The organism is Rhodococcus sp. IEGM1428 (assembly GCF_050321865.1).
GTDB lineage: Bacteria > Actinomycetota > Actinomycetes > Mycobacteriales > Mycobacteriaceae > Rhodococcoides.
The window spans coordinates 116,796-142,106 of the sequence record NZ_JBNQFW010000004.1 but is presented as its reverse complement, the minus strand read 5'-3'; the positions used below and the strand labels follow the sequence as shown (position 1 = coordinate 142,106).

At 63.8% G+C, this 25,311-nt stretch carries 20 protein-coding genes and 2 tRNA genes; 13 read left to right on the top strand and 9 right to left on the bottom strand.

Annotation, left to right across the window (positions count from 1 at the left end; genetic code table 11):
• Positions 1-4: 4 nt before the first annotated feature.
• Positions 5-1,162, bottom strand: coding sequence for an XdhC family protein (locus ACQR3T_RS18895; protein WP_428694493.1), 1,158 nt, complete (start codon positions 1,160-1,162; stop codon positions 5-7).
• Between the two features lie 145 nt (positions 1,163-1,307).
• Here ACQR3T_RS18895 and ACQR3T_RS18890 point away from each other — a divergent pair.
• A tRNA-Arg gene (locus ACQR3T_RS18890) sits at positions 1,308-1,380 on the top strand.
• Between the two features lie 59 nt (positions 1,381-1,439).
• Here ACQR3T_RS18890 and ACQR3T_RS18885 read toward each other — a convergent pair.
• Entirely contained in the window at positions 1,440-2,039 is a 600-nt protein-coding gene (locus ACQR3T_RS18885; RefSeq protein ID WP_032379241.1) for a TetR/AcrR family transcriptional regulator, read from the bottom strand.
• Positions 2,040-2,134: 95 nt separating this feature from the next.
• Between ACQR3T_RS18885 and ACQR3T_RS18880 the strand changes: the two genes are divergently transcribed.
• The 3 genes from ACQR3T_RS18880 to ACQR3T_RS18870 all read left to right on the top strand — a co-directional run bounded on the left by ACQR3T_RS18880 (position 2,135) and on the right by ACQR3T_RS18870 (position 5,938).
• Entirely contained in the window at positions 2,135-3,598 is a 1,464-nt protein-coding gene (locus ACQR3T_RS18880; protein ID WP_428694492.1) for an MFS transporter, read from the top strand.
• 74 nt (positions 3,599-3,672) lie between these two features.
• Complete coding sequence (locus tag ACQR3T_RS18875) at positions 3,673-4,815, top strand: N(5)-(carboxyethyl)ornithine synthase (protein WP_428694491.1); 1,143 nt, start codon at positions 3,673-3,675, stop codon at positions 4,813-4,815.
• Between the two features lie 13 nt (positions 4,816-4,828).
• Complete coding sequence (locus ACQR3T_RS18870) at positions 4,829-5,938, top strand: methyltransferase (protein WP_428694490.1); 1,110 nt, start codon at positions 4,829-4,831, stop codon at positions 5,936-5,938.
• A 55-nt stretch (positions 5,939-5,993) separates the two neighbouring features.
• Here ACQR3T_RS18870 and ACQR3T_RS18865 read toward each other — a convergent pair whose 3' ends face one another.
• From ACQR3T_RS18865 to ACQR3T_RS18855, 3 genes are all read right to left on the bottom strand, one after another.
• Complete coding sequence (locus tag ACQR3T_RS18865; protein ID WP_032379604.1) at positions 5,994-6,230, bottom strand: hypothetical protein; 237 nt, start codon at positions 6,228-6,230, stop codon at positions 5,994-5,996.
• A gap of 23 nt (positions 6,231-6,253) precedes the next feature.
• Positions 6,254-7,438: a fatty acid desaturase family protein gene (locus tag ACQR3T_RS18860; protein ID WP_032379245.1), complete on the bottom strand. Its 1,185-nt coding sequence runs from the start codon at positions 7,436-7,438 to the stop codon at positions 6,254-6,256.
• 61 nt (positions 7,439-7,499) lie between these two features.
• Positions 7,500-8,612 (bottom strand): ferredoxin reductase, encoded by a 1,113-nt coding sequence (locus ACQR3T_RS18855; RefSeq protein WP_032379246.1) that lies wholly within the window; start codon positions 8,610-8,612, stop codon positions 7,500-7,502.
• A 171-nt stretch (positions 8,613-8,783) separates the two neighbouring features.
• Here ACQR3T_RS18855 and ACQR3T_RS18850 point away from each other — a divergent pair, with 171 nt between their 5' ends.
• Positions 8,784-9,434 (top strand): TetR family transcriptional regulator, encoded by a 651-nt coding sequence (locus ACQR3T_RS18850; RefSeq protein ID WP_230592413.1) that lies wholly within the window; start codon positions 8,784-8,786, stop codon positions 9,432-9,434.
• Between the two features lie 35 nt (positions 9,435-9,469).
• Positions 9,470-10,288: an alpha/beta fold hydrolase gene (locus ACQR3T_RS18845; RefSeq protein WP_094620108.1), complete on the top strand. Its 819-nt coding sequence runs from the start codon at positions 9,470-9,472 to the stop codon at positions 10,286-10,288.
• Here ACQR3T_RS18845 and ACQR3T_RS18840 read toward each other — a convergent pair.
• Positions 10,285-11,607 (bottom strand): MFS transporter, encoded by a 1,323-nt coding sequence (locus ACQR3T_RS18840; RefSeq protein WP_428694489.1) that lies wholly within the window; start codon positions 11,605-11,607, stop codon positions 10,285-10,287. The two genes, ACQR3T_RS18845 and ACQR3T_RS18840, sit on opposite strands and share 4 nt — an antisense overlap.
• Positions 11,608-11,690: 83 nt before the next feature.
• Between ACQR3T_RS18840 and ACQR3T_RS18835 the strand changes: the two genes are divergently transcribed.
• From ACQR3T_RS18835 to cmrA, 3 genes are read left to right on the top strand one after another with little or no spacing between them, the layout of a single operon-like run.
• The gene (locus ACQR3T_RS18835) at positions 11,691-12,218 is read left to right on the top strand and encodes a PadR family transcriptional regulator (RefSeq protein ID WP_032379248.1); all 528 of its coding nucleotides are present in this window, start codon (positions 11,691-11,693) and stop codon (positions 12,216-12,218) included.
• A complete protein-coding gene (locus tag ACQR3T_RS18830; RefSeq protein WP_032379249.1) occupies positions 12,215-14,260 on the top strand; it encodes an FAD-dependent oxidoreductase in 2,046 nt (681 codons plus the stop codon). The genes ACQR3T_RS18835 and ACQR3T_RS18830 overlap by 4 nt, the downstream gene beginning before the upstream one ends.
• 23 nt (positions 14,261-14,283) lie before the next feature.
• Positions 14,284-15,087 carry a mycolate reductase gene (gene cmrA / locus ACQR3T_RS18825; RefSeq protein ID WP_032379250.1) on the top strand — a complete coding sequence of 268 codons (804 nt, stop codon included), beginning with the start codon at positions 14,284-14,286 and terminating at the stop codon, positions 15,085-15,087.
• On the opposite strand, the gene ACQR3T_RS18820 is transcribed toward cmrA, so the two are convergent.
• Positions 15,084-16,817 (bottom strand): helicase HerA-like domain-containing protein, encoded by a 1,734-nt coding sequence (locus ACQR3T_RS18820; protein WP_428694488.1) that lies wholly within the window; start codon positions 16,815-16,817, stop codon positions 15,084-15,086. The genes cmrA and ACQR3T_RS18820 overlap by 4 nt on opposite strands.
• Before the next feature lie 94 nt (positions 16,818-16,911).
• Between ACQR3T_RS18820 and orn the strand changes: the two genes are divergently transcribed.
• The 3 genes from orn (at position 16,912) to ACQR3T_RS18805 (ending at position 18,753) form a co-directional block, all read left to right on the top strand.
• Positions 16,912-17,523 (top strand): oligoribonuclease, encoded by a 612-nt coding sequence (gene orn / locus ACQR3T_RS18815; RefSeq protein WP_428694487.1) that lies wholly within the window; start codon positions 16,912-16,914, stop codon positions 17,521-17,523.
• 78 nt (positions 17,524-17,601) lie between these two features.
• A tRNA-His gene (locus ACQR3T_RS18810) sits at positions 17,602-17,677 on the top strand.
• A 314-nt stretch (positions 17,678-17,991) separates the two neighbouring features.
• Positions 17,992-18,753, top strand: a complete 762-nt coding sequence (locus tag ACQR3T_RS18805; RefSeq protein WP_037177223.1) for a M23 family metallopeptidase — start codon at positions 17,992-17,994, stop codon at positions 18,751-18,753.
• A gap of 19 nt (positions 18,754-18,772) precedes the next feature.
• On the opposite strand, the gene ACQR3T_RS18800 is transcribed toward ACQR3T_RS18805, so the two are convergent.
• Positions 18,773-19,966, bottom strand: a complete 1,194-nt coding sequence (locus ACQR3T_RS18800; protein WP_428694486.1) for a L,D-transpeptidase — start codon at positions 19,964-19,966, stop codon at positions 18,773-18,775.
• A gap of 261 nt (positions 19,967-20,227) precedes the next feature.
• Between ACQR3T_RS18800 and ACQR3T_RS18795 the strand changes: the two genes are divergently transcribed.
• Positions 20,228-24,394 (top strand): molybdopterin-dependent oxidoreductase, encoded by a 4,167-nt coding sequence (locus ACQR3T_RS18795; RefSeq protein WP_428694485.1) that lies wholly within the window; start codon positions 20,228-20,230, stop codon positions 24,392-24,394.
• On the opposite strand, the gene ACQR3T_RS18790 is transcribed toward ACQR3T_RS18795, so the two are convergent.
• Positions 24,388-25,311 carry an alpha/beta hydrolase gene (locus tag ACQR3T_RS18790; RefSeq protein WP_428694484.1) on the bottom strand — a complete coding sequence of 308 codons (924 nt, stop codon included), beginning with the start codon at positions 25,309-25,311 and terminating at the stop codon, positions 24,388-24,390. The genes ACQR3T_RS18795 and ACQR3T_RS18790 overlap by 7 nt on opposite strands.

Sequence of the window (25,311 nt, the reverse complement as noted above, 5' to 3'; positions counted from 1 at the left end):
AGTCCTACACAGCGTCGTACTTGCCCCCGCGCCCGTCCTCGGTAGCGTCGTGGTGGATGCGACCGTGTCGGGCCCTTAACGGTTCACCTGTGCCGCCCCAGCGGCGCGCGATGATCTCCGCCGCGATCGACACGGCAGTCTCCTGAGGCGTTCGGGCACCGAGATCGAGACCGATCGGGCTGGCCAATCGGGCGAGTTCGGACTCGGTCAGCCCCGTTGCCCGCAACCGAGCCGTGCGATCGTCATGAGTACGGCGTGAGCCCATCGCACCGACGAAAGCCAGGCTCGGCAGACGCAACGCGACCTCGAGCAGTGGCACGTCGAATTTGGGGTCGTGGGTGAGCACACAGACAACAGTCCGCTCGTCCAACTCCCCCGCCGACCACTGCTGAGCCAGGTAGTCGTGTGGCCAGGCGACGACGACCTGTTCGGCGGCGGGAAACCGCTGCGGGGTCGCGAAAACTGCACGTGCGTCGCAGACGGTGACGCGGTAACCGAGAAAAACGCCCTGCTGCGCCACCGCAGCGGCGAAATCAATGGCCCCGAACACCAGCATTCGGGGCGGCGGTGCATGGCTGGACACGAATACCTCCATGCCCTCACCTCGTCGCTGACCGTCGGGACCGTACGTCAGGACGGCCGAACGTCCCGATGCCAGAAGCCCTTTCGCGTCGTCCGCGACGGCCGCGTCGGCCCGCGCACTGCCGATCGAACCGCGGGTGCCTGCCTCTCCGACGACCAACCTCCGGCCGACGCATTCCGGATCGGTGTGCGACACCACGGTCGCCACCGCGACGGGAATGTTGTTGCGCACGTCCGCCACGACCGAGTCGAGTTCGGGGAACGTCTGCCGGGAGAACACTTCGACGAAGACGTCGAGTGTTCCGCCGCAGGTGAGCCCGACGGCAAAAGCATCGTCGTCGGACACTCCGTATCGAGCGAGAACCGGAGTTCCGGTGCGCAGGACGTCCTGTGCGAGTTCGTAGACCGAGCCTTCGACGCAGCCGCCCGACACCGACCCCGCAACCGTGCCGTCCGCGCCGACCAGCATGGCCGCTCCGGCCGGACGCGGTGCAGAATCGAACGTGCGGATCACAGTTGCCACCGCTGCGATGTCGTCGGACTTCCATGCGCTCATCGCGTCGTCGAGGATGTCGTGCATCGAACCTCCTTCGACATGCTTCGGAACGTTTCCGAGACCTTTGCTTTCCCGCTACAGCCGTCGCCCAACCCATGCCTGCGCGATCGACGTATACGGAAAGGTACACTCGTCAACCGTGCTCGAGCGGGTTCGCCCGTACGTGCCAGCCTCCGTAGCTCAGGGGATAGAGCAAGGGCCTTCTAATCCCTTGGTCGCAGGTTCGAATCCTGCCGGGGGCACACTCTGACCAGTCGAAATGCATATCGCACTCGGTTCGCCGCGACCGATCCCAGCGAAGTCACTGGGTGACCGACGCGCGCCACAGCCCGACCATGGCATCCACCAGATCCGTCCCGAAGCCCGTCCACTCGCGGGGGTTGCTTCGCTCTCGCTCGGCGCTCATGTGGACCATCAGCTGCCTCACCATGTCTCCGCGCGTCCTGCGCACCGATTCCGGGAGATCGCCGACGCAGCTCCGCACTCCCTCCAGAATCCTTCGTAGGGCAGGCGATTCCAGTGCGGTCTCGTAGACCAGGCCGCGCAGTGTCGGATCCGTCATCACCTGCGCACTGAACCGAGCGTAGGACGAGGACTCACCGATCGATGCGAGATGCTCGATGTAGGGAAGGACGAGGCACGACACCCAGTCACGAAGATCGGTAGACCCCTCGACCTCCGTCAGCATCCGGACGCGGCGCTCTTCGATAGGCCGCGCATGTTTCTCGACGATGGCCAGTACCAGGTCGTCCTTGGTCCCGAAGTGGTAGCCGACGGCCGAACTGTTCCGCTGTCCTGCACTCTCGCTGACCTGACGATTGGACACCGTGAACACGCCACGCTCGGCGAACAGCCGTTCGGCGGCCACCAGGATCACTTCGCGCGTGTCGTCGCTGTGCATGTGCACCCTTCCGTTTGCCATGTTCAATCACATGACTTAACTTATTTAAGTCAGCCGGTTTAAATACTTTACCAACCAATTACCAGAGGAGCGGCATGTCTGCAATTTCACCCGACGACACGGCACCGAAAACGCTCGGCACCAACGGGATTGTTGCAGTCCTCGCGTTTGCCGGCATCGTCGTCGCATTGATGCAAACACTCGTCATTCCGATCATTCCGCAGCTGCCGACACTGCTGAACGCCTCCGCAGCGAACACCGCGTGGGTCGTGACGGCAACGCTTCTGGCCGGCGCGGTTGCCGTTCCGGTCATGGGGCGCCTCGGCGACATGTTCGGCAAACGCCGCTTACTCCTCGTCGGACTCGCACTTCTCATCCTCGGTTCCGTTGTCGGCGCGCTCAGTGACACCGTCCTTCCTCTCATCGTCGGCCGTGCGCTCCAGGGTCTCGCATCGGGTGTCATCCCCCTCGGCATCAGCGTGATGCGCGACGTCCTGCCCCGAGAGAAACTCGCCGGTTCCGTCGCTCTCATGAGCGCCTCGCTCGGAGTCGGCGGCGCGCTCGGCCTGCCGGCCGCCGCGTTGATCGCGGAGTACGCCGACTGGCACTTCCTGTTCTGGACGTCGGCCGCTCTCGGCGTCGTCGTTACCGTTCTCGTCGTTCTTGTCGTCCCCGAATCGACGGTACGAGCGGGGGGCAGCTTCGACTTCCCCGGTGCCGCAGCACTGTCGATCGCGCTCGTGTCGTTGCTTCTCGCGATATCGAAGGGTTCGAGTTGGGGCTGGACCAGCGGAACGACGATGGGGATGCTCGCGCTCTCCCTCGCTGCGTTTCTGTTCTGGGGTTGGTGGGAGCTACGCACACCGCTACCCCTCGTCGACCTCCGAGTGACCATGCGGCGCCAGATCCTGTTCACGAACCTGTCTTCGATCGCCATCGGATTCGCTTTGTTCGCAATGTCTCTGGTCTTCCCTCAGGTTCTGCAGCTGCCCACCGAGACCGGATACGGACTGGGCCAGTCGATTCTCGCCGCGGGTTTGGTCATGGCCCCCTCGGGCATCGTCATGATGTTCGTCGCGCCGCTGTCGGCCCGCATCACCACTACGCGCGGACCGAAGACGACACTGATGTTGGGTGCTGCGGTGATCGCGGCCGGCTACCTCGTCGGTGCTGTCACGCTCGGTGCCGTCTGGCTCCTGGTCCTGATCTCGTTGGTGATCGGCGCAGGCATCGGGCTGGCGTACGGCGCGATGCCTGCACTCATCATGGGCGCGGTCCCGGCGTCGGAAACCGGGGCAGCCAACAGCTTCAACACGCTGATGCGTTCTCTCGGAACATCGTTCGCCAGCGCGGTCGCCGGCGTCATTCTGGCTCAGCTCACCGTCAGTGCCGGCGGCCGGGAGATTCCGTCGGAAGCGGCTTTCCACGTCACGATGGGCGTGGCGGCCGGTGCCGCCGTACTGTCTTTGGTCCTGGCCGGTTTCATCCCAACGTTGCGTGCGGCTCCAGCGCGTACCGTCATCGCAACCGAGGTACCCGAGCTCACTCGAGAACGATGACTACGCCCTGACCAGCGCGAACGTAATCCGTCCCAGCTCGCTGTGGTTGACTTGGAGGTAACGAAGGGTCATACGTGCATCAGCTCACTCTCGGAGTCCTCTCACGTTCGCGCAAGCCCGATGAGCGTCGACTACCGATTCATCCACTGCATTTCGATCGAATCGACGCCGATATCCTCGCCCGGATGTTCGTCGAATCCGGCTACGGCGAACCGTTCGGAATTTCGGACGAGCACCTGGCCGGCCAAGTGGCAGGCATTCGCACACGCGAGGAGCTCATCGCCGAGTGCGATGTGATTCTGCTGCCCAAGCCGCAGGCGGAGGATCTTGCATCGTTGCGCCCTGGGCAGACACTGTGGGGCTGGCCCCACTGTGTGCAGGACGAGAAGCTCACGCAGATCGCCGTCGATCGCAAGCTGACACTGATTGCATTCGAGGCCATGAACCACTGGACCCACGAGGGTTCGTTCAATCTGCATGTCTTCCACAAGAACAACGAGTTGGCCGGCTACTGCTCCGTGCTGCATGCACTGCAACTGATCGGGTCCACCGGCGACTACGGCCGCCGGTTGCGTGCTGCGGTCATCGGCTTCGGAGCCACCGCTCGCGGTGCGGTCACCGCACTCAACGCCCATGGCATTCACGATGTGGACGTTCTCACCCAACGCGGAGTCACTGCGGTGAGTTCACCGATCCATTCGGCCAACATCGTCAATTTCGATCTCGACGACGCCGACCCTCGCCAGAGTCGAGCACTCACTCCGGACGGCCGAGTACCACTGTCACACTTCCTGGCCGACCATGACGTCATCGTCAATTGTGTTCTACAGGATACCAATTCACCATTGACGTTCCTGACGAACCAGGACCTACCCACCCTCGCACCGGGCACCCTCGTGGTGGACGTCTCCTGCGACGAGGGTATGGGATTCGAGTGGGCCAAGCCCACGTCGTTCGCCGATCCCATGTTCACAGTGGGCGACAACGTGCGGTACTACGCCGTCGACCACAGTCCGTCCTATCTGTGGAATTCGGCCACCTGGGAGATCAGCGAATCGCTGTTGCCGTACCTGCGGATCGTGCTCGACGGCCCCTCGGCGTGGAGCGCCGATTCCACCATCGAGCGATCGATCGAGATCCGGGGCGGCGTCATCGTCAACCCCAATATCCTTGCCTTCCAACATCGCAGTGCGGAGTACCCGCACACTGCAGCGTGAACGACAGCGCGACATGAGCATCACCTGGGTCGAGGACGGTACCGAACGCACCTCCCGCTGGCAGTCGGAGAACGGCGCTCCCGCGCCTCGTGTGGTGCGCATCGTCGACGATTCGACGACCGCAGACGTGGCCTACAAGCTCGCCACGATAGGCGACGCTCTGCTGTGGCGCGGTGACTACAACAATGCGCGACAACTGTTGTCCGCGATGACCCGTCGGGTTCCGCCCGCCAAACGGGCGCCCGATGCGTCGCCCGCCGAGCAGTTCCATCTGCATCGCCAATACCAGGCGCGCCGCGCTCGAGTGCTCGGAATGCTTCTGGTGGAACTCGATTCGAGTGCCCGCCTCGATCTCGGCCGGGCACCGGATGTCCAGGCCGCAGTGTCGGAGGCCATCGGCCCCGACGCCGCGCCGTGCGTGCTCTCGTTGCGCGAACTCCTCGGCATGGTCGGTGCACACGAGTGGCGTCGCAAGGGCGTCTTCGTCCCGGCTCTCGACGCCTCGATCCACCCGCACTACGGGGTCTTCTCCCCCATTCGCGGCGAGTACATCCAACTCGTCGCCGACGCACCACTGCCTCCCACGGACCGCGCGTTCGACATCGGTACCGGCTCGGGCGTTCTGGCTGCAGTGCTCGCCCGCCGCGGCGTGAGCTCGGTGGTCGCCACCGACAAGGACCCGCGATCGGTCGCCTGCGCACGAGAGAACTTCGACGCACTCGGTTGCACCGATCGAGTCGAGGTGGTGCAGACCGACATCTTCCCGACCGGGCGCGCGGGATTGATCGTGTGCAATCCGCCCTGGATTCCCACGAAGCCGACGTCGGGCATCGAGCACGCGGTCTACGACCCGGGCTCGCGGATGCTCAAGTCGTTCCTGAGCCGCCTCGGTGGGCACCTGACACCGAACGGCGAGGCTTGGTTGGTTCTGTCCGACCTCGCCGAACTGCTCGGATTGGTCACGCGCGCAGACCTTCTCGGGGCTTTCGACGCGGCAGGGCTGGTGGTTGTCGACCGTAGCGACACCACACCGACGCACTCGCGAGTCACCGATTCCTCCGATGTGCTGCACGAGGCCCGCTCGCGCGAGACGACGTCACTGTGGAGACTGCACCGCCGCTAGATACGACGAAGCCGCCCGAGCATTACTCGGGCGGCTTTGTCGATAGTGCTCTACCTCAACGACGGTCGCGAGTCTCGAACTCTCCGTTGATCACGGTGCCCAGCGGGGCGTCACGCTCCGCTTTCTTCGCCGCTTCCCGCATTTCGATGCCATCGGTGATCAGATCTCCGATTTCACGGGTGACGTCGCGGACGGCTCCGGTGATGATCACCACGATCCGGCCGACGTGATTGGCGGCAGATTCGGTGAACTCCTGCACGGTGTCCTTGTTGCGCTCGAACTTTCCCACCAACAGGACCGCCCCCTTCGAAGTCGTCACGCTGCGCTGGTCTTCTTACGCTCGACGATAACACTGGCCGGAGCTGCCGACCCCGTGAGCGAATTGGGCAGGGCGAGCTTGAAGATCTTGCCCCATACGGAACCGATCTGTTGGAAGAAGCCGCCGGTGTTGTAGGGCAGGTCGTACTTCTCGCACAGCGCCTTGACCTCGGGCGCGATCTGCGGGTAGCGGTGCGCGGGCAGGTCCGGGAACAGGTGGTGCTCGATCTGGTGCGAGAGGTTGCCCGACATGATGTGGAACAGCGGGGTTCCCTCGATGTTGGCCGATCCCAACATCTGACGCACGTACCACTCGCCGCGGCTCTCGTCGGCGGTCTCTTCCTGGCTGAAGGTCTGGACCCCGGTCGGGAAGTGGCCACAGAAGATGATCGAGTAGGTCCACACGTTGCGAATCAGGTTCGCAGCAACGTTTCCGACCACGGTGGACGCGAAGAACGGTCCGGTCAGCGCCGGGAAGATCACGTAGTCCTTGAGCGCCTGCTTGCCCGCCTTGCGCCACATGCCCTGCAGCAGCGGCTTGACGTCGTGCCACTTGCGCTTGCCCGCGACGATGTTCTCGGTCTCGAGGTCGTGGAGCATGACGCCCCACTCGAAGAACGTCATCAACAGGAACGCATACACCGGGTTGCCCAGGTAGTACGGATTCCATTTCTGTTCCTGGTCCATCCGCAGGATGCCGTAGCCGATGTCGCGGTCCATACCGACGATGTTGGTGAAGGTGTGGTGCATGTAGTTGTGCGAATGCTTCCACTGGTCTGCGGGGCAGACGGTGTCCCACTCGAACACCTCGGAGTTCAGACCGGGCTCGCGCATCCAGTCGTACTGGCCGTGCATGACGTTGTGGCCGATCTCCATGTTGTCGAGGATCTTCGCAACGCCGAGGGCACCGACACCGGCGAGCCATGCCGGTGGGAGGAACGGCAGATACATCAACGCGCGTCCGGTGATCTCCAAGCCGCGCTGCGCTTTGATGATCTTGTAGATGTATTCGCGGTCCTCGTCGCCGAGCTTGGCGACGGTTCGGGCACGCAGGTCGTCGAGCTCACGGCCGAGCTCCTCGACCTGTTCGTAGGTCAGCACGGTCGGCGCGTCCGGCAGTGTCTCGTTGCGGCGAAACGGTAGGACCGCGGTGGGCAGGATCGAGAGAATCGTTCCGAGCATCTGATGATCTCCAATTCGATCGGGTCGAGATGGTCTGTGTGTCGAAATGTTTTGGGTGGACCTAGATGTCGATGTCGACGTCGCCGACGGCGACGGACACGCAGAGCTGGATCTTCTTGTCGGATTCGGTGTCGGTCTCGCCGGTTTTGATGTTCTTGGTGCAGCCGGACTTCTTCACCGAGGTGCAGGTGAAGCAGATTCCCATCCGGCACCCGTTGGCCGGCGAGAGACCAGCGGCCTCTGCCTGCTCGAGCAGCGTTTCGCCGTCGTTCTCCGAGGACACATCGCTCCCGGAGAACGTGGTGACTCCGGTGACGTCGTCGCCGACGGTGGCGAACGACGGCGTGAACTCCTCGAGGTGCAGTCGCTCGCCGAGGCCTGCGTCGTCGAAGAAGGACCTCACGCCCTTCATGAGTCCGGGAGGGCCGCACAGGAACGTGTCCGCGTCTGCGAACCACGGGGCCACGGCATCGAGGTGCTCCTGGCCGAAGAACCCGTACAGGTCGCCGCCCGTCTTCTGCTCGGTGTACGCGAAGACGATGTTCACGTTCTCGTGCTCGGCGGCGATCTTCTCCAGGTCCTTCTTGTACGCGACGTCGTTCTCGGTGAACGCGTAGTGCAGGAAGGTCAGGTCGCTGCTGTACCCCTCGTCCAGCAGCGACCTGAGCATCGACAACACCGGCGTGATGCCGCTGCCACCGCTGATCAGCAACGTCTTGGCCGGGCGTGGTTGGGGAAGCTCGAACGTGCCGTCCGCCTGCGACAGGCTGACCACGAGGCCGACATGCGCGTTCTTGTGCAGGTACTGCGACACCAGGCCTTCGGGATGCGCCTTGATCGTCAGTTCGATCCGGCCGTCCTTGCGGTACTGCGAGCAGGCGGGCGAGTAACAGCGCGTCTGCCGAACACCGTCGATGACGACACCGACCTGGACGAATTGACCCGCCTTGAAGCCCTTCCACTGACGTGTCGGGCGGATGGTGAGCGTCAACGAGTCTTCGGTGGACTGGTGTATCTCGGTCACTTCTCCGCGCAGGTCGCGAACCGTCGTCATAGGATCGACGAGCTCGAGGTACCGATCGAGCGCGTGGGGTGTGGCCATGGCCTCGAACAGGGAAAGAAGCGAGAACTTGCGCGAACCCGACGTTCGCGACGGACGTTCTTGAAGCGTCATTCCATCCTCCCTAACCGGATCGAAACCAACGACCCATTCAGTGAACGATTGTGCACTAACATGAGTGTGACAGAGCGACACCGGTACCTGTCAACGTTTATGTGACCGTCGTTACACAGCAAAAACGGCCGTCGACGGGGGCCCGGGTAGAACCGGAAGGAAGGTCACAGAATGCGCGCCCATAAACTGGACGTTGTGACAGAACCGGGGACCCGCGCCGAGCGCAAGGAGCGCACGCGCCAAGCCCTCATCGAGGGCACCCTCGACCTGCTACGAGAACGATCCTTCGCCAGTGTCAGCCTGCGAGAGGTCGCCCGATCGGCCGGCATCGTTCCCACTGCGTTCTACCGCCACTTCGCCTCGATGGAGGATCTGGGCGTCGCTCTCGTCGAGGACAGCATGCGCATGCTGCGGCAGATGTTGCGCGATGCCCGCCGCAACCCGAGTGCCAAGACGGCCACCGAATCCTTCGGCATCCTGGTCCGCCAGGTTCGCAGCCACGAGGATCAGTTCCGTTTTCTCAGTCGCGAGCGGTACGGCGGCGTCACCGAGGTTCGGCGTGCCTTCGCCACCGAGCTGCGACTGTTCGTCAGTGAGCTGACCATCGATCTCTCCCGCATGCCCGGTCTCGAACAGTGGGACGTCGCCGATCTGGAGATGACCGCCGATCTGCTCGTCTCGACCATGCTCACTGCGGTGGTCGGCCTGTTGGAAATCGACAGACCGGGTAGTCAGAACGAGAAGGATCTGATCGAGCGAACCGAAAAGCAGATCCGCATGATCATGCTCGGGATGAGCCGATGGGAACCACGGCGGGCTTGACCGTTCGAGAAGAACACGTCCACGAAGGGAAGTTCATGTCCGAGGTAAGTGTCGGCGCGTACGTATTCGAAGTTGCGATGGCGGGCCCCTCGGATGGAGTTCCAGTTGTTGCGCTGCACGGCTTTCCGCAAACCAACGCGTCGTGGACGAGCGTGACACCCGGACTCGTCGCCGCGGGTTGCCGCGTGATCGCGCCAAATCAGCGGGGATACTCCCCCGGCGCCCGCCCGATCGGGGTCGAGCACTATCGCATCGAGCAGCTCACCGGTGACATCCTCGGTTTGCTCGACGCGCTCGATCTACCGTCGGCGCATCTGGTCGGACACGACTGGGGTGCGGTGGTCGCCTGGCACCTGGCGGCCGAACACCCCGATCGTGTCCGCACGCTCACCGCGGCATCGGTTCCGCATTCGGCGGCGTTCAACTGGGCCATCCGCGAGGATCCGGATCAGCAGGAGCGGTCGCAGTACTTCGGCCTGCTCCGGAAGCCGGAGAAGGCCGAGCGAGTTCTGGTGGAGAACGACGCACAGCGTCTGCGCGCGATGTTCGGTGCCGAGAGCCTCGACGACGAGTACGTTCGGCATCTCACCGTCCCCGGGGCACTGACGGCCGCATCGAGTTGGTACGCCGCGATGACCAGGGAGTTCGCGAACCTCCCTCCGGTGACCGTCCCCACCACGTACGTCTGGAGCAACGGCGACACCGCCATCGGCCGAGCCGGTGCCGAGCGCTGCGGCGAATTCGTCGACGCGCCGTACCGATTCGTCGAACTCGACGGCATCTCGCATTGGATCCCCGAGGAAGCCCCCGGGGAACTCACGACCGAGATCCTGGCCCGTATCGACTCCGTTTAGACCTGCTCCGGAGCCCGCACCTTCAGCAATGCCAGCAGACCGGCGGCAAGGACGATGATCAGCCCGGCGATACCTGCCCGGTCGGCGTCGAACATCCACACGAACAGGCCGAACAGGGACGGCGCGAGGAACGACGCGGCACGACCCGTTGTCGCGAACAGTCCGAAGAACTGACCTTCTCGCCCGGGAGGTGCCAGTCGGGCCAGGAAGGTACGCGCAGAGGATTGTGCGGGCCCCACGAACAGGCACAGGATCAGCCCGAAGATCCAGAACATCGTCGGTCCCGACACGAACAGCAGAATGGTGCCGGCCGCGATCATGGACGTGAGCGAGAAGACGATGACCTTCTTGGGTCCGATTCTGTCGTCGAACCGGCCGGCGACGATGGCACCGAGGCCGGCGATGACGTTGGCGGCGACGCCGAACAGCAGTACGTCCGCCGCGCCGATGCCGTAGACGCTGACGGCGAGAACGGCCCCGAAGGTGAAGACACCTGCCAGTCCGTCACGGAACAGTGCGCTGGCGATCAAGTAGTAGACGGCGCGCCGGTCTGCACTCCACAACTCGCGCACATCGCGAAAGAGAACGCGATAGGACTCCGCGAACCCGGCCTGCGCAGCAGTGGGATCGGCAACGGCCCTGGGCACTTCGGGAACTGCGAACATCACCGGGATGGCCGAGACCGCGAACCATACGGCCGCGAGTACGGCGACGAGTCTGATGTTCAGGCCACCGTCGGTGGTCAACCCCAGCAAACCCCGAGTGTCGCCGTCGCCGACGATGAAGCCCAGGTAGCACAGGAGAAGCAGCACGATCCCACCGAAATAGCCCATCGCCCAACCGAATCCGGATACGCGACCGATGTTCTCCGGAGTGGAGACCTGCCGCAGCATCGAGTTGTACGGGATGCTGGCCAACTCGAACATGATGGATCCGAGACCGAGCAGCAACAGACCGAGCCAGAGATAGTGATAGTTGTCCTGGACGAAGAACAGACCGGCCATGGCCACGACGGTCAGTGCGGTCAACACCCCCAGCAACCATCGGCGTTTGCCGCGCGCGTCGAAGTACTGCCCGCAGACCGGCGCGAGGAGCGCGATGACGACGCTCGACAGTGCGATGGACCAGCTGAACCAGGTGGTGGCCGAGATCGAGCCGGGCAGGTCGTCACCGACCGCATCGGTGAGATACACCGAGAACACGAACGTGAGAATCACGGCGTTGAACGCAGCCGAGCCCCAATCCCAGAATCCCCAGGCAGTGACCTGTTTACGAGTGGTTGCGACTCCGACGACGGCGGCCTCCGGCTGGGTTCCCATGGTTGCCAACACTAGACCGCGGAATCCGAATTCTTCGGTGCACCTAGTTGCATAGTCACCACGTTGCATACATACTCTCGGTTGTGGCTTTGGAACACGCGATTCTGGTTTCCCTCACCGAGCTCAGTGGCTCGGGGTACGAGCTCGCCCGACGGTTCGACAAGTCCATCGGCTTCTTCTGGAGCGCAACGCATCAGCAGATCTACCGGACGCTGACGCGGATGGACGGGGCCGGGTGGATCACCGGTGAGGCCGTTGCACAGGACGGCCGTCCCGACAAGAAGGTCTACTCGGTCGCCGCCGCGGGCCGCGCCGAGCTCGATCGCTGGATCGCCGCGCCTACCGATCCCTCGCAGCTACGCGAGGAACTCGCCGTCAAGATTCGCGGTGCCGCGAACGGTGACATCGACGCTTTGAAGGTCGAAGTCGCCCGCCATCGCGATGTTCATGCCACCCGCCTCGACGTCTATCGACTGATCGAGAAGCAGGACTTTCCGGCCCCCGCTGCCCTCACCGGCACCGCGTTGCACCAATACCTGGTGCTGCGCGGCGGAATTCGCGTCGAAGAAGGATTCACCGAGTGGTGCACCGAAGTATTGGAGAAGCTGTGAAGACCGAGCAGTCCGTTGGCCCCTATCCGATTCTGTTGTCGCCGTTGAACGTCGGTGCGACCACGCTGAAGAACCGGGTGATCATGGGCTCGATTCACACCGGCCTCGAAGATCGCGCCCGCGACACCGGCCGTCTGGCGGCCTACTTCGCCGAGCGAGCCCGCGGCGGCGTCGCCCTCATCGTCACCGGCGGTTACGCCCCCAATCGCACCGGTTGGCTCCTGCCGTTCGGAGCCAAGCTGACCAACCGTCTCGAGGCCCGCCGGCACCGCCGGATCACCGCGGCGGTGCACCGAGAGGGTGGCAAGATCGCGCTGCAGATCCTGCACGCCGGTCGCTACTCGTACCAACCGTTCAGCGTGTCGGCTTCCTCGATCAAGGCCCCCATCAATCCTTTTCGGCCGCGGCGGTTGACGTCGAGGGGCGTCCGCTGGCAGATCCGCAACTTCGTGCGTTGCGCCCGGCTCGCGCAGAGCGCCGGATACGACGGCGTCGAGATCATGGGCGGCGAGGGATATTTCATCAATCAGTTCCTCTCCGAGCGCACCAACAAGCGGCGTGACGAGTGGGGCGGTTCGGCGGAGAATCGCCGCCGAATGGCCGTGGAGATCGTGCGACAGACGCGGGCTGCAGTGGGCCCGGACTTCCTCATCGTGTTCCGGCTGTCGATGGCCGACCTGGTGGAACAGGGCCAGAGCTGGAACGACATCGTTGCCCTGGCGGAGGATGTCGAGGCTGCGGGCGCGAACATCATCAATACCGACATCGGCTGGCACGAATCGCGGGTGCCGACCATCGTCACCTCGGTTCCGCGAGCAGCGTTTGCCGACATCACCGGCAAGCTCGAGAAGCACGTAGCCATTCCCGTCGCGGCATCCAACCGCATCAACATGCCCGAGATCGCCGAGAACATCCTCGCCCGCGGCGACGCGCAGCTGATCGCGATGGCCAGGCCGATGCTGGCCGATCCGTTCTGGGTCCAGAAGGCAGCCACCGACTCCGCGGACCAGATCAACACCTGCATTGCCTGCAATCAGGCCTGCCTCGACCACGCCTTCGTCCACAAGAAGGTCTCGTGCCTGGTCAACCCCCGTGCGGGCCGCGAGATCGACCTGCAATTGCTGCCGACGAAGAAGACGAAGAAGGTCGCCGTCGTCGGAGCCGGGCCCGCAGGCTTGGCCGCAGCCCTCAATCTCGCACAACGCGGCCATGCGGTCAGCCTGTTCGAGGCCAGAAGCGAGATCGGTGGTCAGTTCGGTATCGCACGGCTGATTCCCGGCAAGGAAGAATTCGCAGAGACGATCCGCTACTTCTCCAGCGCGCTCCGCACCGCCGACGTCGCCGTCCACTTGGGCAGCCGAGTCTCGGCCGCGGAGCTGATTGCCGGCGAGTTCGACGAGGTGGTGCTGGCTACCGGCGTCACTCCCCGGATTCCGAGCATCCCCGGCATCGAACACCCCTCGGTGTTGTCGTATGCAGAACTGGTTCGGGACGGCAAGCCAGTCGGTGATCGGGTCGCGGTCATCGGAGCCGGCGGAATCGGCATCGACATCTCCGAGTTCCTCACCACCGACGCCTCCCCCACGCTGGACCTCAAGGAATGGAAGCAGGAGTGGGGCGTCACCGAGCCCGAGGCCGCGCCAGGAGCGTTGACCACACCGGTGCCCGCGCAGTCACCGCGTGAGGTATATCTGCTGCAGCGCAAGCCGGGACGCATCGGCGCAGGGCTGGCCAAGACGACGGGTTGGGTTCACCGCGCGGCCCTCAAAGCCAAAGGCGTGCATCAGCTTTCAGGCGTCAACTACGAGAGAATCGACGACGCGGGCCTGCACATCTCGTTCGGCGAGAAGCATGAGCGCGCGCGTCTGCTCGAGGTCGACACCATCGTGATCTGCGCGGGCCAGGAGTCGGTTCGCGATCTGGTCGACGAGCTGAAGGCCGCGGGTACCACGACGCACATCATCGGCGGTGCGGACGTCGCGGCCGAGCTGGACGCCAAACGGGCGATAGAGCAAGGCACCCGGCTCGCGGCCACGATCTGATCTGTCCGCTAGCCTGTCTCACCGTGAGCCTGCCCAAGCCCAACCCCGATGCCCGCGCCGTCGTCACCGGAGCCTCTTCCGGTATCGGTGAAGCCCTGGCCACCGAACTCGCCGCCCGTGGTCACTCGCTGATCGTGGTGGCTCGACGCGGCGAGCTGCTCGAGGCGTTGGCTGCGAAGCTCACGGCCGAGCACGGCGTTGCCGTCGAGGTGCGTCAGTCGGATCTGTCGAATCGTGAGCAGCGGCAGGCACTGGTCACCGAGCTGTCCGAGCGCGAGATCTCCATCCTCTGCAACAACGCGGGCATCGCGACGTTCGGGCCGGTGGCCGGTCTGGACCCGGCGTACGAGCGCGATCAGGTGGAGCTCAATGCCGTTGCCGTGCACGACCTCACGTTGGCGGTCATGCCCGGCATGATCGGTCGCGGAGCAGGCGGAATCCTCATCACCGGATCGGCGGCGGGCAACATGGCCATCCCCAACAACGCGACCTACGCGGCGACGAAAGCCTTCGTCAACACCTTCTCGGAGTCGCTGCGCGGCGAGCTCGCGGGCACCGGCGTCAACGTCACCCTGCTCGCTCCGGGCCCGGTCCGCACCGAGACACCCGACCCGGCCGACGCCTCGATCGTGGACAAGATGGTTCCCGACTTCCTGTGGATCGACAGCGCCTACACCGCGAAGCTGTCCCTCGACGGGCTCGCGAAGAACAAGATGCGCGTCGTCCCGGGCCTGCTGAGCAAGGGTATGTCGGTCGCCGGGCAGTACAGCCCACGCAGCATCTCCGCACCGATCATCGGCAGTTTCTACAAGAAGCTCGGCAGCTAGCGCCGGCGCCGGCGTCCGGTTCCGAAGATGCTGCGCGAGATTTCCCGCCCGGCCGCCGAAGCAGCCGATCGCAGGAAGCTCTTGACCGCCGGGTTGCCCATGATGCGCTCGGCAGTTGACGGGCCGTCCGGCTCGCTCGGGGGAAGATCGGGCAGATCGGGCAGATCGGCAGGCAGCGGCGGGATGTCGAACTTCTCGGTCGGAGCGGGCACGTTCGCCACGCGCGCGTTCATCCGCTCGTAGGCCGACTCGCGATCGATCGTTTCACGGTACTTCGCGGACAGGGTGCTCGACGACACGGCCGCCGCAATGGCGTCGTTGCCGATGGTGTCCATCAGTGAGCGGGGCGGACGAATCTTCGTCCACGCCACCGGTGTCGGCGCGCCTTTCTCCGAGAGCACCGTCACGATTGCTTCGCCGGTCCCCAACGACGTCAGCGCCTTTTCGAGGTCGTACGCGTCGGTCTTGGGGTACGTGCGCACCGTCTTGTTCAACGCCTTCTGATCATCGGGCGTGAAGGCGCGCAGAGCGTGCTGAATACGTGCGCCCAGTTGTGAGAGCACGTCGTTGGGAACGTCGGTTGGCAGCTGCGTGCAGAAGAAGACGCCGACGCCCTTCGAGCGAATGAGCTTGACGGTCTGTTCCACCTGCTGCAGAAACGCCTTGGACGCATCGGCAAACAGCAGGTGTGCCTCGTCGAAGATGAAGACCAGCTTGGGCTTGTCGATGTCACCGACTTCGGGAAGCGTCTGAAACAGGTCGGCGAGCACCCACATCAAGAACGTGGAGAACATCACCGGCCGCGAAGCCTGCGCCCCGAGCTCGAACAAAGTGATGACCCCTCGGCCGTCCGGTCCGACGCGAAGCAGGTCCTCGGTCTCGAGTTCCGGCTCACCGAAGAAAGTGTCTCCGCCGTCTGCCTCCAGGTTGACCAGCGCGCGCAGAATCACTCCTGCGGTGGCCGAGGAGACCCCGCCGATGCCCTTGAGATCTGCCTTTCCCTCGTCACTCGTCAGGTGCATGATCACCGACCGCAGGTCCTTGAGGTCGAGCAGGGCGAGCCCCTGGGAATCGGCCCAGTGGAAGATCAGACCGAGGGTGGATTCCTGAGTGTTGTTCAGGCCCAACACTTTGCTGAGCAGAATTGGCCCGAAGGCCGTGATGGTGGCGCGGACCGGAACCCCGATTCCCTCGGTGCCGAGAGAAAGAAACTCCACCGGGTGTCCGGCCGGAGCCCAGTCCGTGAGCCCGGTGTCCGCAGCGCGGCTCCGAATCTTCTCGTTGTCCTCGCCCGGCGCGGACAGTCCAGACAGATCGCCTTTGACATCGGCCATGACGACGGGAACCCCTGCCGCAGAGAGCTGTTCGGCAATCCCCTGCAGCGTCTTCGTCTTACCGGTTCCGGTGGCCCCGGCAACAAGACCGTGCCTGTTCAACGTGGCCAACGGAATTCGGATGCGAGCCGCCGGATCGGTGACGCCGTCGAGAACCACGGTTCCCAGTTCCAGTGCCGCACCTGATGATGCGTAACCGGCGGCAATCTCGGCAGCCTTGCCGTTCGCTATCGGTGTCGACCCTTGTTCCGCGGCAAGCGCCTCGGCCTCGGCGGCGTCCGCTGCAGCCAGAGCTTCGGCAGCCACCCGTGCGGCTTCGACGGCCGCCGCCTTGGCCGCCTTCGCCCTCTCGGCGGGGCTGAGTGTGGGTGCCGGCTGGGTCGGGTCGACTGTCATGTCCGCGTCCTCCGTGAACGTGTGCTGGTGCTGAACTGGTTCGATCGCCACCGCAAACCCTAGTGGCATCACAGCTCGCACTAGTGTGGAGCGCGTGCAGGACAAACTCGTGTGGATCGACTGTGAAATGACCGGCTTGGACCTGAGCAAGGACAAGCTGATCGAAATTGCGGCGCTGGTGACCGACAGTGAGCTGAACATCCTCGGAGAGGGTGTCGACATCGTCATCCACGCCGATGACGACGCGTTGGCGAACATGCCTGCCGTCGTCACCGACATGCACGCCAAGTCGGGCTTGACCGACGAAGTGCGCGCATCGACTGTGACGCTGGAGGAAGCCGAGCAGCGCGTACTGGCGTACATCAAGGAGCACGTCCCGGTGGCCGGAACTGTTCCGCTCGCGGGAAACTCCATCGGGACCGATCGTGGATTCATCTCTCGCGACATGACCGCGCTCGACACCTACCTCCACTACCGAATGATCGACGTCAGCTCGATCAAGGAACTTTCCCGACGGTGGTACCCACGGATCTATTACGGACAGCCGGCCAAGGGCCTTGCACATCGCGCCCTGGCGGACATCAAGGAGTCGATCAAAGAACTGCAGTACTACCGCCGGACGGCCTTCGTGGCTGCGCCTGGGCCGTCTACCAGCGACATTAGTGCCGTTGTTCAGGATCTCGACACGCAATCGGGGGCGGATTAGCAACCGCGGATTCAACCCGCTAGTATTGTCGACGCTGCTGATGGAGAGCCCCAAAAGGTTCTGCGGACGCGTGCAATGGTGGGCGTAGTTCAGCTGGTAGAGCACCAGGTTGTGATCCTGGATGTCGCGGGTTCGAGTCCCGTCGCTCACCCCATACGAAGAAGGCCGGTCTCCTCGTGAGACCGGCCTTTTTCGTGCGTTCATTTCACCCGCCTCAGACCGGCCGGAGGTGCCGACGCACCCACCCTGACCTCGAATTACGTTGTTGTAATTCAACTTTCAGGTTTCCTGTGGGGTTGATGTGACGTACGGTTACTAATGGCACTTTTGGGGAAGAAAAGTACCAATGTGATTCATGTGTTTTTGCTACGTGAGTTCAGCGTGCCCCGAAGCGTCACCGAACGTGTTCTTACGTCCTCCGCGCACCCATCCGACGGTGCGCGGAGGACGCAGACGAGGAGGCTTTTCGTGGGTCGCAGAATGCACAGAGTCATAGCGGGTTCGATCTTGTCGGCAGCACTGTGCATCGGCACAACCGGCTTGCTCAGCCCAGCGGTGGCCACCGCTCAACCCACGATCGAACTACCTCAGATCCCGATTCCCCAGCCCGATGCCCAACAGCGGGCCGCGATACTCGCCGCGGTGCTCGACGCCACCGGTGTTCTCATCAACCAGGTCGCGGCGATCGTTCTCGACGGCGACGTGCTGTCGGTACCGGATTCGCCGGACGCTCCGAGCACTGTCGATGTTCCCGAGATCGAACTACCGACCGCACCGCCGACCGTCGGTCTCGGCGGCGCCGTGCTGCCGATCGATGCAGGCAAATACCGCATCACCTCCGGCTACGGCGGACGCAACAACCCGACCGGCAACGGCGCGCAATACCACCAGGGCGTGGACCTGGCCGCCGACAGCGGGACCCCTATCCATGCGGTGACCGGCGGAACCGTCGTTCAGGCCGGCGACGCGGGCGACGGCTACGGCAAGCTCGTTCGGGTCAAGAGCGGTAATACCGAGACCTACTACGGCCATCAGTCCAGCCTCGCGGTGTCGGTCGGCGACGAGGTGGCACCGGGAGACGTACTCGGCGCAGTCGGCAGCACCGGCAATTCGACCGGACCGCATCTGCACTTCGAGGTACGCAACAACGGCTCGAGCATCGAACCGGTGGCGTACCTGAAGACACTCGGCATCGATCCTTCGCTCTATCAGACCCGCGATCGAAGCTGATCCACCCGATCGAAACCGATCAGACCGTGGTGGCGTTGCCCGCTTTCCACTCGTCCCACGGGATGTTCCAATCACCGAGGCCGTCGGTACCCGACAGCGTTCCACCGAGGGTGTTCTTCACGACGACGATGTCGCCGCGCTTGGTGTTGTCGTAGACCCACTTGGCATTGGTCGGGCTCAGATTCAGGCAACCGTGCGAGGCGTTCGAGTACCCCTGTTGCCCCACCGACCACGGTGCGGAGTGGAAGAAGATGCCGCTGTAGGACATTCGCGTCGCCCAATCGACGGGCGTTCGGTATCCGGTGGACGAGTTCACCGGCACCCCGTACGTCGAAGAATCCATCACGAGATGCTCGAAACGGTCACCGATGATGTAGACGCCGTTGTCGGTCGGGGTACTGTCCTTGCCCATCGACGTCGGCATGGTGATGACGTCCTGGCCGTTGACGTTGAACGTCACCTGCTTGGTGTTGTCGTCGGCGGTGGCGATGACGGCATCACCGATCGTGAACGACGTCGTCGCGTTCTCCTGACCGTAGATGTCGTCACCGAGGTCGCGCCCGTACACGTTCACCGCCACGTCGACCTTGGTGCCCGGTGCCCAGTAATTCTGTGGTCGCCAGCGAACCTCTTTGTTGTTGACCCAGTAGAACGCGCCTTCGACGGCAGGCGTCGTGGTCACCGTGATGGCGTTCTGTGCAGCGAGCTTGTCGGTGATCGCTTCGTCGAACTGGACCGCGACGGGCTGCCCGATACCCACGATGTCACCGGGATTCGGCAGAACGTACGGCTTGGTGAAATTGCCGGGCTGGCTGGTGGTGAAGCTGGTGATCGTGCTCGACGCTCCCCCGAGTCCGTACGCGTCGGCCTGCACGCGATACTCGCGGTCGTAGCCGAGCGGCTCGGTGTTGGTCCACGACAACCCGTCGGGCGCGATTGCCCCCGACACCGGCTCTCCCGCCGGATTGAGCATCGTCACCGAGGACAATTTGCCGTCGGACACCGAGACGGTCACCGGGTCGGCCGGCGAGAATCCGACCGCTCCGTCGAGGACACTCGACGTCAACTTCGGCTTCATCAGCTCGGTCATCGGATTGGAGTCGATGGGAACCGAGGGCTCGGAAATGTCCGACGCAGAACTGCATCCCGACAGGACCGCCACCGAAGCGACTACTCCCACCGCGGCGAGTACGAATCCGCGATTCACCCTCATCAACCACACCACTTCCCACTTCGAGCCCGACTCGCACGATTGTGCCAGCGGAGAATCTTCACATTCCACTCGACAGCCCGTTCGATGAATAACGTTCGAGTACCAATCGCGAGGCGCAAAGTTCGTGTTACCTCCTCACCCCATGCGGTGCGTTTCACGACACGAGATCACCGAGCCTCGCACCGCGCGGTGAGGACAACGTCATATCGGGCTAACTGACGTGTAATGGCCGCGCACCCTGGGGCGGGCACTGTGGAATCCATGGTCACCACGGTGAAGACACTCTGCGCGTACTGCGGTGTGGGATGCGGCATGGTGCTCCAGGTCGGCGGCCTCTCGACGTCGGCGGACGCACGCCCCGTAGTCACCAGGTCCGTAGTCACCAAGTCCGTCGGCGACAAGTCTCACCCGGCCAACTTCGGCCGCCTGTGCACCAAAGGAACGACCACTGCAGACATGCTGGCCGGTCCCGGTCGACTCGAGAAAGCGCAGATTCGGCATCGCCGCGGCGAGAGCGCGGAAAGCACGGACACCGCGGTGGCGATCAACGACGCCGCCGGGCGGCTCCGCACCATCATCGACGAGCACGGTCCCGATGCAGTGGCACTGTACGTATCAGGGCAGATGTCGATCGAAGCTCAGTACCTGTCGAACAAGTTGGCCAAGGGATTCATCGGCACCAATCAGATCGAATCCAACTCGCGCCTGTGCATGGCAAGCGCAGGAACCGGATACAAACAGTCGCTCGGTGCCGACGGCCCGCCCGGATCCTACGAGGACTTCGACCACGCCGACGTCTTCTTCGTCATCGGCTCCAACATGGCCGACTGCCACCCCATTCTGTTTCTGCGGATGATGGACCGAGTCAAGGCCGGCGCGAAGCTGATCGTCGTCGACCCTCGACGTACCGCGACCGCAGACAAGGCCCACCTGCATCTGAAACTGAAGCCGGGCTCGGACCTGGCCCTACTCAACGGGTTGCTGGCACTCATCGTCGAGGACGGCAACACCGACCCCGACTTCATCACGAAATTCACCGACGGGTGGGACGCGATGCCGGAATTTCTCGCCGACTACACCCTGGACAAGGTCTGTGCTGCAACAGGTCTCGACGAGCAGGACCTGCGCGCCGCGGCCGCGATGATCGGTGATGCGAACAACTGGATGAGCTGCTGGACCATGGGCCTCAACCAGTCGACGCACGGAACCTGGAACACCAACGCACTGTGCAACCTTCATCTGGCCACCGGTGCCATCTGCAAGACCGGAAGCGGACCCTTCTCCTTGACCGGGCAACCGAACGCCATGGGCGGACGAGAAATGGGCTACATGGGCCCTGGACTCCCGGGACAGCGATCGGTGATCAGCGATGCCGACCGTGAATTCGTCGAGAATCGATGGAGCATCCCCGAGGGGACGCTCCGCACCGACGTCGGCGGCGGAACCATCGAGATGTTCTCCAAGCTCGCCGCAGGGGACATCAAGGCCTGCTGGATCATCTGCACCAATCCGGTTGCCTCGGTGGCCAACCGAACGACAGTGATCGACGGCCTGGAACGCGCCGAGTTGGTGATCACTCAGGATGCATTCGCCGATACCGAGACCAACAGCTACGCCGATGTCATGCTGCCCGCGGCCCTGTGGACGGAAGCCGAGGGCGTGATGGTCAATTCCGAGCGCAACCTGACGCTGTTCCAACCGGCAGTCGAGGCACCGGGCGGGGCTCTGCCGGACTGGAAGATCATCGCCGACATGGCCTGCGGGCTGGGATATTCGGAGGCATTCACCTATTCGAGCGCCGAGGAGGTGTTCGAGGAGATCAAGCGATTCTCGAACCCCGACACCGGCTACGACATCCGCGGTGTCACCTATGAGCGCCTGCGCGAGAATCCACTCCAGTGGCCGTGCCCGCCCGATGCAACGACCACAAGAAACCCGATCCGCTACCTCAACGACGGGGTCAGCCAGAAACAACGCGTCTGCGAGGACGGATCGATTCCCGCACTGTCCTTCCCCACCCCCAGCGGACGAGCACAGTTCTTCGCCAGGCCCAGCATGGCACCGGCCGAGATGCCCGACGACGACTACCCGTTCGTTCTCAATACCGGTCGCCTGCCCCATCAGTGGCACACCATGACCAAAACCGGCAAGGTCGCCAAGCTGAACAAGCTCGATCCCGGCCCGTTCGTCGAGGTACATGCCATCGATGCCGACCGTCTCGGTCTCACCGAGGGCGACAGTGTCGAAATCGTATCTCGACGGGGCCGAGCGGTACTCCCGGCAGTCGTCACCGATCGAGTTCTCCCGGGCAACTGTTTCGCTCCGTTTCACTGGAACGACGAGTTCGGCGAAAATCTGGCGATCAATGCGGTCACCAACGATGCGGTCGATCCGTACAGCCAGCAACCCGAGTTCAAGGCGTGCGCAGTCACACTCACCAAAGTTGCTGCAGTGGAGCCACCGTCGCCTGTGGTCGAGAACGGTACCGAGGATCCGATCGACGCACTCGCCGAGATGGTCGGCCGACCCGCCCGCCCGTCGGCACCGTTCACCGCGGTCGAACAGAGCTACATCGCCGGGTTGCTGGAGGGCCTGGGTAGCGCGGCAGGCCGTGCGGCCGCGGGAACTCCCACCCTGCCGGCGCAGACACCCCTGTCCCCCGAGACTCACGCCTGGCTCGACGGAGTTCTCGCCGGATTGTTTTCGCGCAGAATCGACTTCGACGGCGCGCCGACCACGGCCGCGGCCCTCTCACCCGACTCGTCGGGGCGGCCGCTACTTCTGCTGTGGGCCTCGCAGACCGGGACTGCCGAGGAATACTCGCAGACCTGCCTGTCACATCTGAAGGGAGCAGGGCTGACCGTCGCGGAGCACTCGATGGACTCCTTCACCGTCGATCGACTGCCCGCCGAGGCAGATGTGCTGATCGTCAGCAGTACCACCGGTGACGGCGAAGCTCCGGACAACGGGGCGACATTCTGGGACAGCCTGGTCGCCGAGTCGGTGCCCGGTCTGAATGGAATCCGCTACGCAGTACTCGCTTTCGGCGACTCGAGCTACGCCGACTTCTGTGGCCACGGCCGCAAGATCGACGAGCGCCTCTCCGAATTGGGTGCTACCCGGCTCCTCGACCGAGTCGACTGCGAACCCGATTACGAAGACGAGGCCGCATCGTGGCTCGACGCGGTGGTGGTCTGCCTTCGCAACGATGACACCGCCACCCCATCGAACAAAGGTGGCCCCGTCGCGCCGACGACGGTGGAGAAGACCCGACCCGTCGAACAGACAACTCGCGATGCCGCCCCGGCGCGCTTCAGCAAGAAGTCTCCGCTCGTCACGACTCTCGTACGCAACCGAGTACTGAATTCCCGCGGATCGATGAAGGACGTGCGCCAACTCGGCTTCCATCTACCCGACGGAACACTCGACTACGAGGTCGGTGACGCACTCGGAGTCTGGCCGCGCAACAGCGATGCTTTCGTCGACGAGTGGTTGCTGGCCACCGGACTGGACGGCGACACGAGTGTCGACCTCAGCGGATCCGGCGACATGACGTTGCGCACCGCACTGCGCGGTCATCTCGAGATCGCCCGTGCGACACCGGATCTGTTGAAATTCATCCACCGCCGGACTGCGGTCGACGATCTCGAAGAGATGCTACATCCCGACAACAAACATGCGTTGCTCGATTGGATGTGGGGTCGTCAATCGATCGATGTCCTCGCTGCCCATCCGGTCAGGGCGTCGACAGAAGACTGGCTGGGAGTTCTCAAACCGCTGCAGCCGCGCCTGTATTCGATTTCCTCGAGTCCGAAGGAGAATCCCAACGAGGTACAGGTGACCGTGTCGGCGGTGCGGTACAACGTGCACGGAGTTCCGCGGCGCGGCGTGTGCTCGACGTATCTGGCCGACCACGCGGCGAACGACGAGGTGGGGATCTTCGTGCAGAAGTCCTCGCACTTCAAGCCACCGGACGACCCCACCACCCCGATGATCATGGTCGGCCCCGGCACGGGCGTCGCCCCGTTCAGAGCGTTCCTGCACGAGCGTCGGGCTCTGGGGCACACCGGCCGGAATTGGCTGTTCTTCGGTGAGCAACATGCGGATACCGATTTCTACTACCGCGACGAACTGACGGAGATGATGCGGGACGGGTCGCTCAGCCGCCTGGACGTTGCCTTCTCACGCGATCAGAAAGACAAGGTCTACGTCCAGGATCGCATGCGTGAGCACGGGGCCGAGTTGTGGAACTGGATTGCTCGTGGCGCCCACTTCTACGTCTGCGGCGATGCCTCACGAATGGCCAAGGACGTCGATGCTGCGCTGAAGGGGGTGGTGGCCCAACACGGAAAGCTCGCTCCCAGCAGTGCCGAGGCCTACGTCAAAGCTCTTGCTGCGGAGAAGCGCTACGTGAGGGACGTCTACTGACTGTGCGGTGGCACGGTGCGCGTCAGGAACTCGAGCTGATCTGCCACCACCCTCTCGAACGCCTCTCCCAGATAGATCTCGAAGTGACCGGCGTCGTAGGTCCTGATCTCACCGAGCGGAGCCTTCCGTGCGTACCGCAGGGTGGCTTTCGCGGGCGCGACCGAGTCCGTCTCGCAGACGACGAACAGAATGGGGCATCGAACATCCTCGGCTCGACGTCCGGGCCGGTGCCGCACGATCTGCAGCGCAACTCTGGCCGCTACCCGATTGTGGAACGATTCGTCGGCGTCAGGGGCGAGGGCCAGATAGCCGTCGTAACTGTCGGGTGAGGTCATCAGCGCGGTCGTCCCGGGTCGCCCAGCCGTCGCCACCATCAGTGGCGGGCGCCCGATCACCGATCCCGCGAGGTCTGCCAGGGCCCGGCCGGACAGCTTCACCGAGGTCCACGTGTTCGACGCCAGCCCCGACGCAATGCCGTCGGTGAACGGGCACTGCGCCACGACGGCCACGACCTGTTGGTCTCGGGCGGCAGCGACGATGACGTGGCCCCCGCCGAACGACGAGCCCCACAACACGATTCGACCGTCGTCCACATCGGTACGCGAACGCGCATGGGCGATGGCCGAAGCCCAGTCCTGCAATTGGGACTCGATATCGAGCAGCTGACGCGGCTCGCCGCCGCTGGCCCCGAAATAGCGATAGTCGAACACCAGGCAGGCGTACCCAGCGGCACGGAACCGCTCGGCATAGGCATCGAGTCGCATCTCCCTGGTCCCGCCGAGACCGTGCGCCATGACGATCACCGGAGCCGGGTGTGTGTCGTTCGGAAGATAGAGCCATGCCGCGCAGGAATCCCCGTGCGAATCGAACGTGACCTCTACACGATCAGGGAACGAGCCCCCCGGCTGCGACTTCAT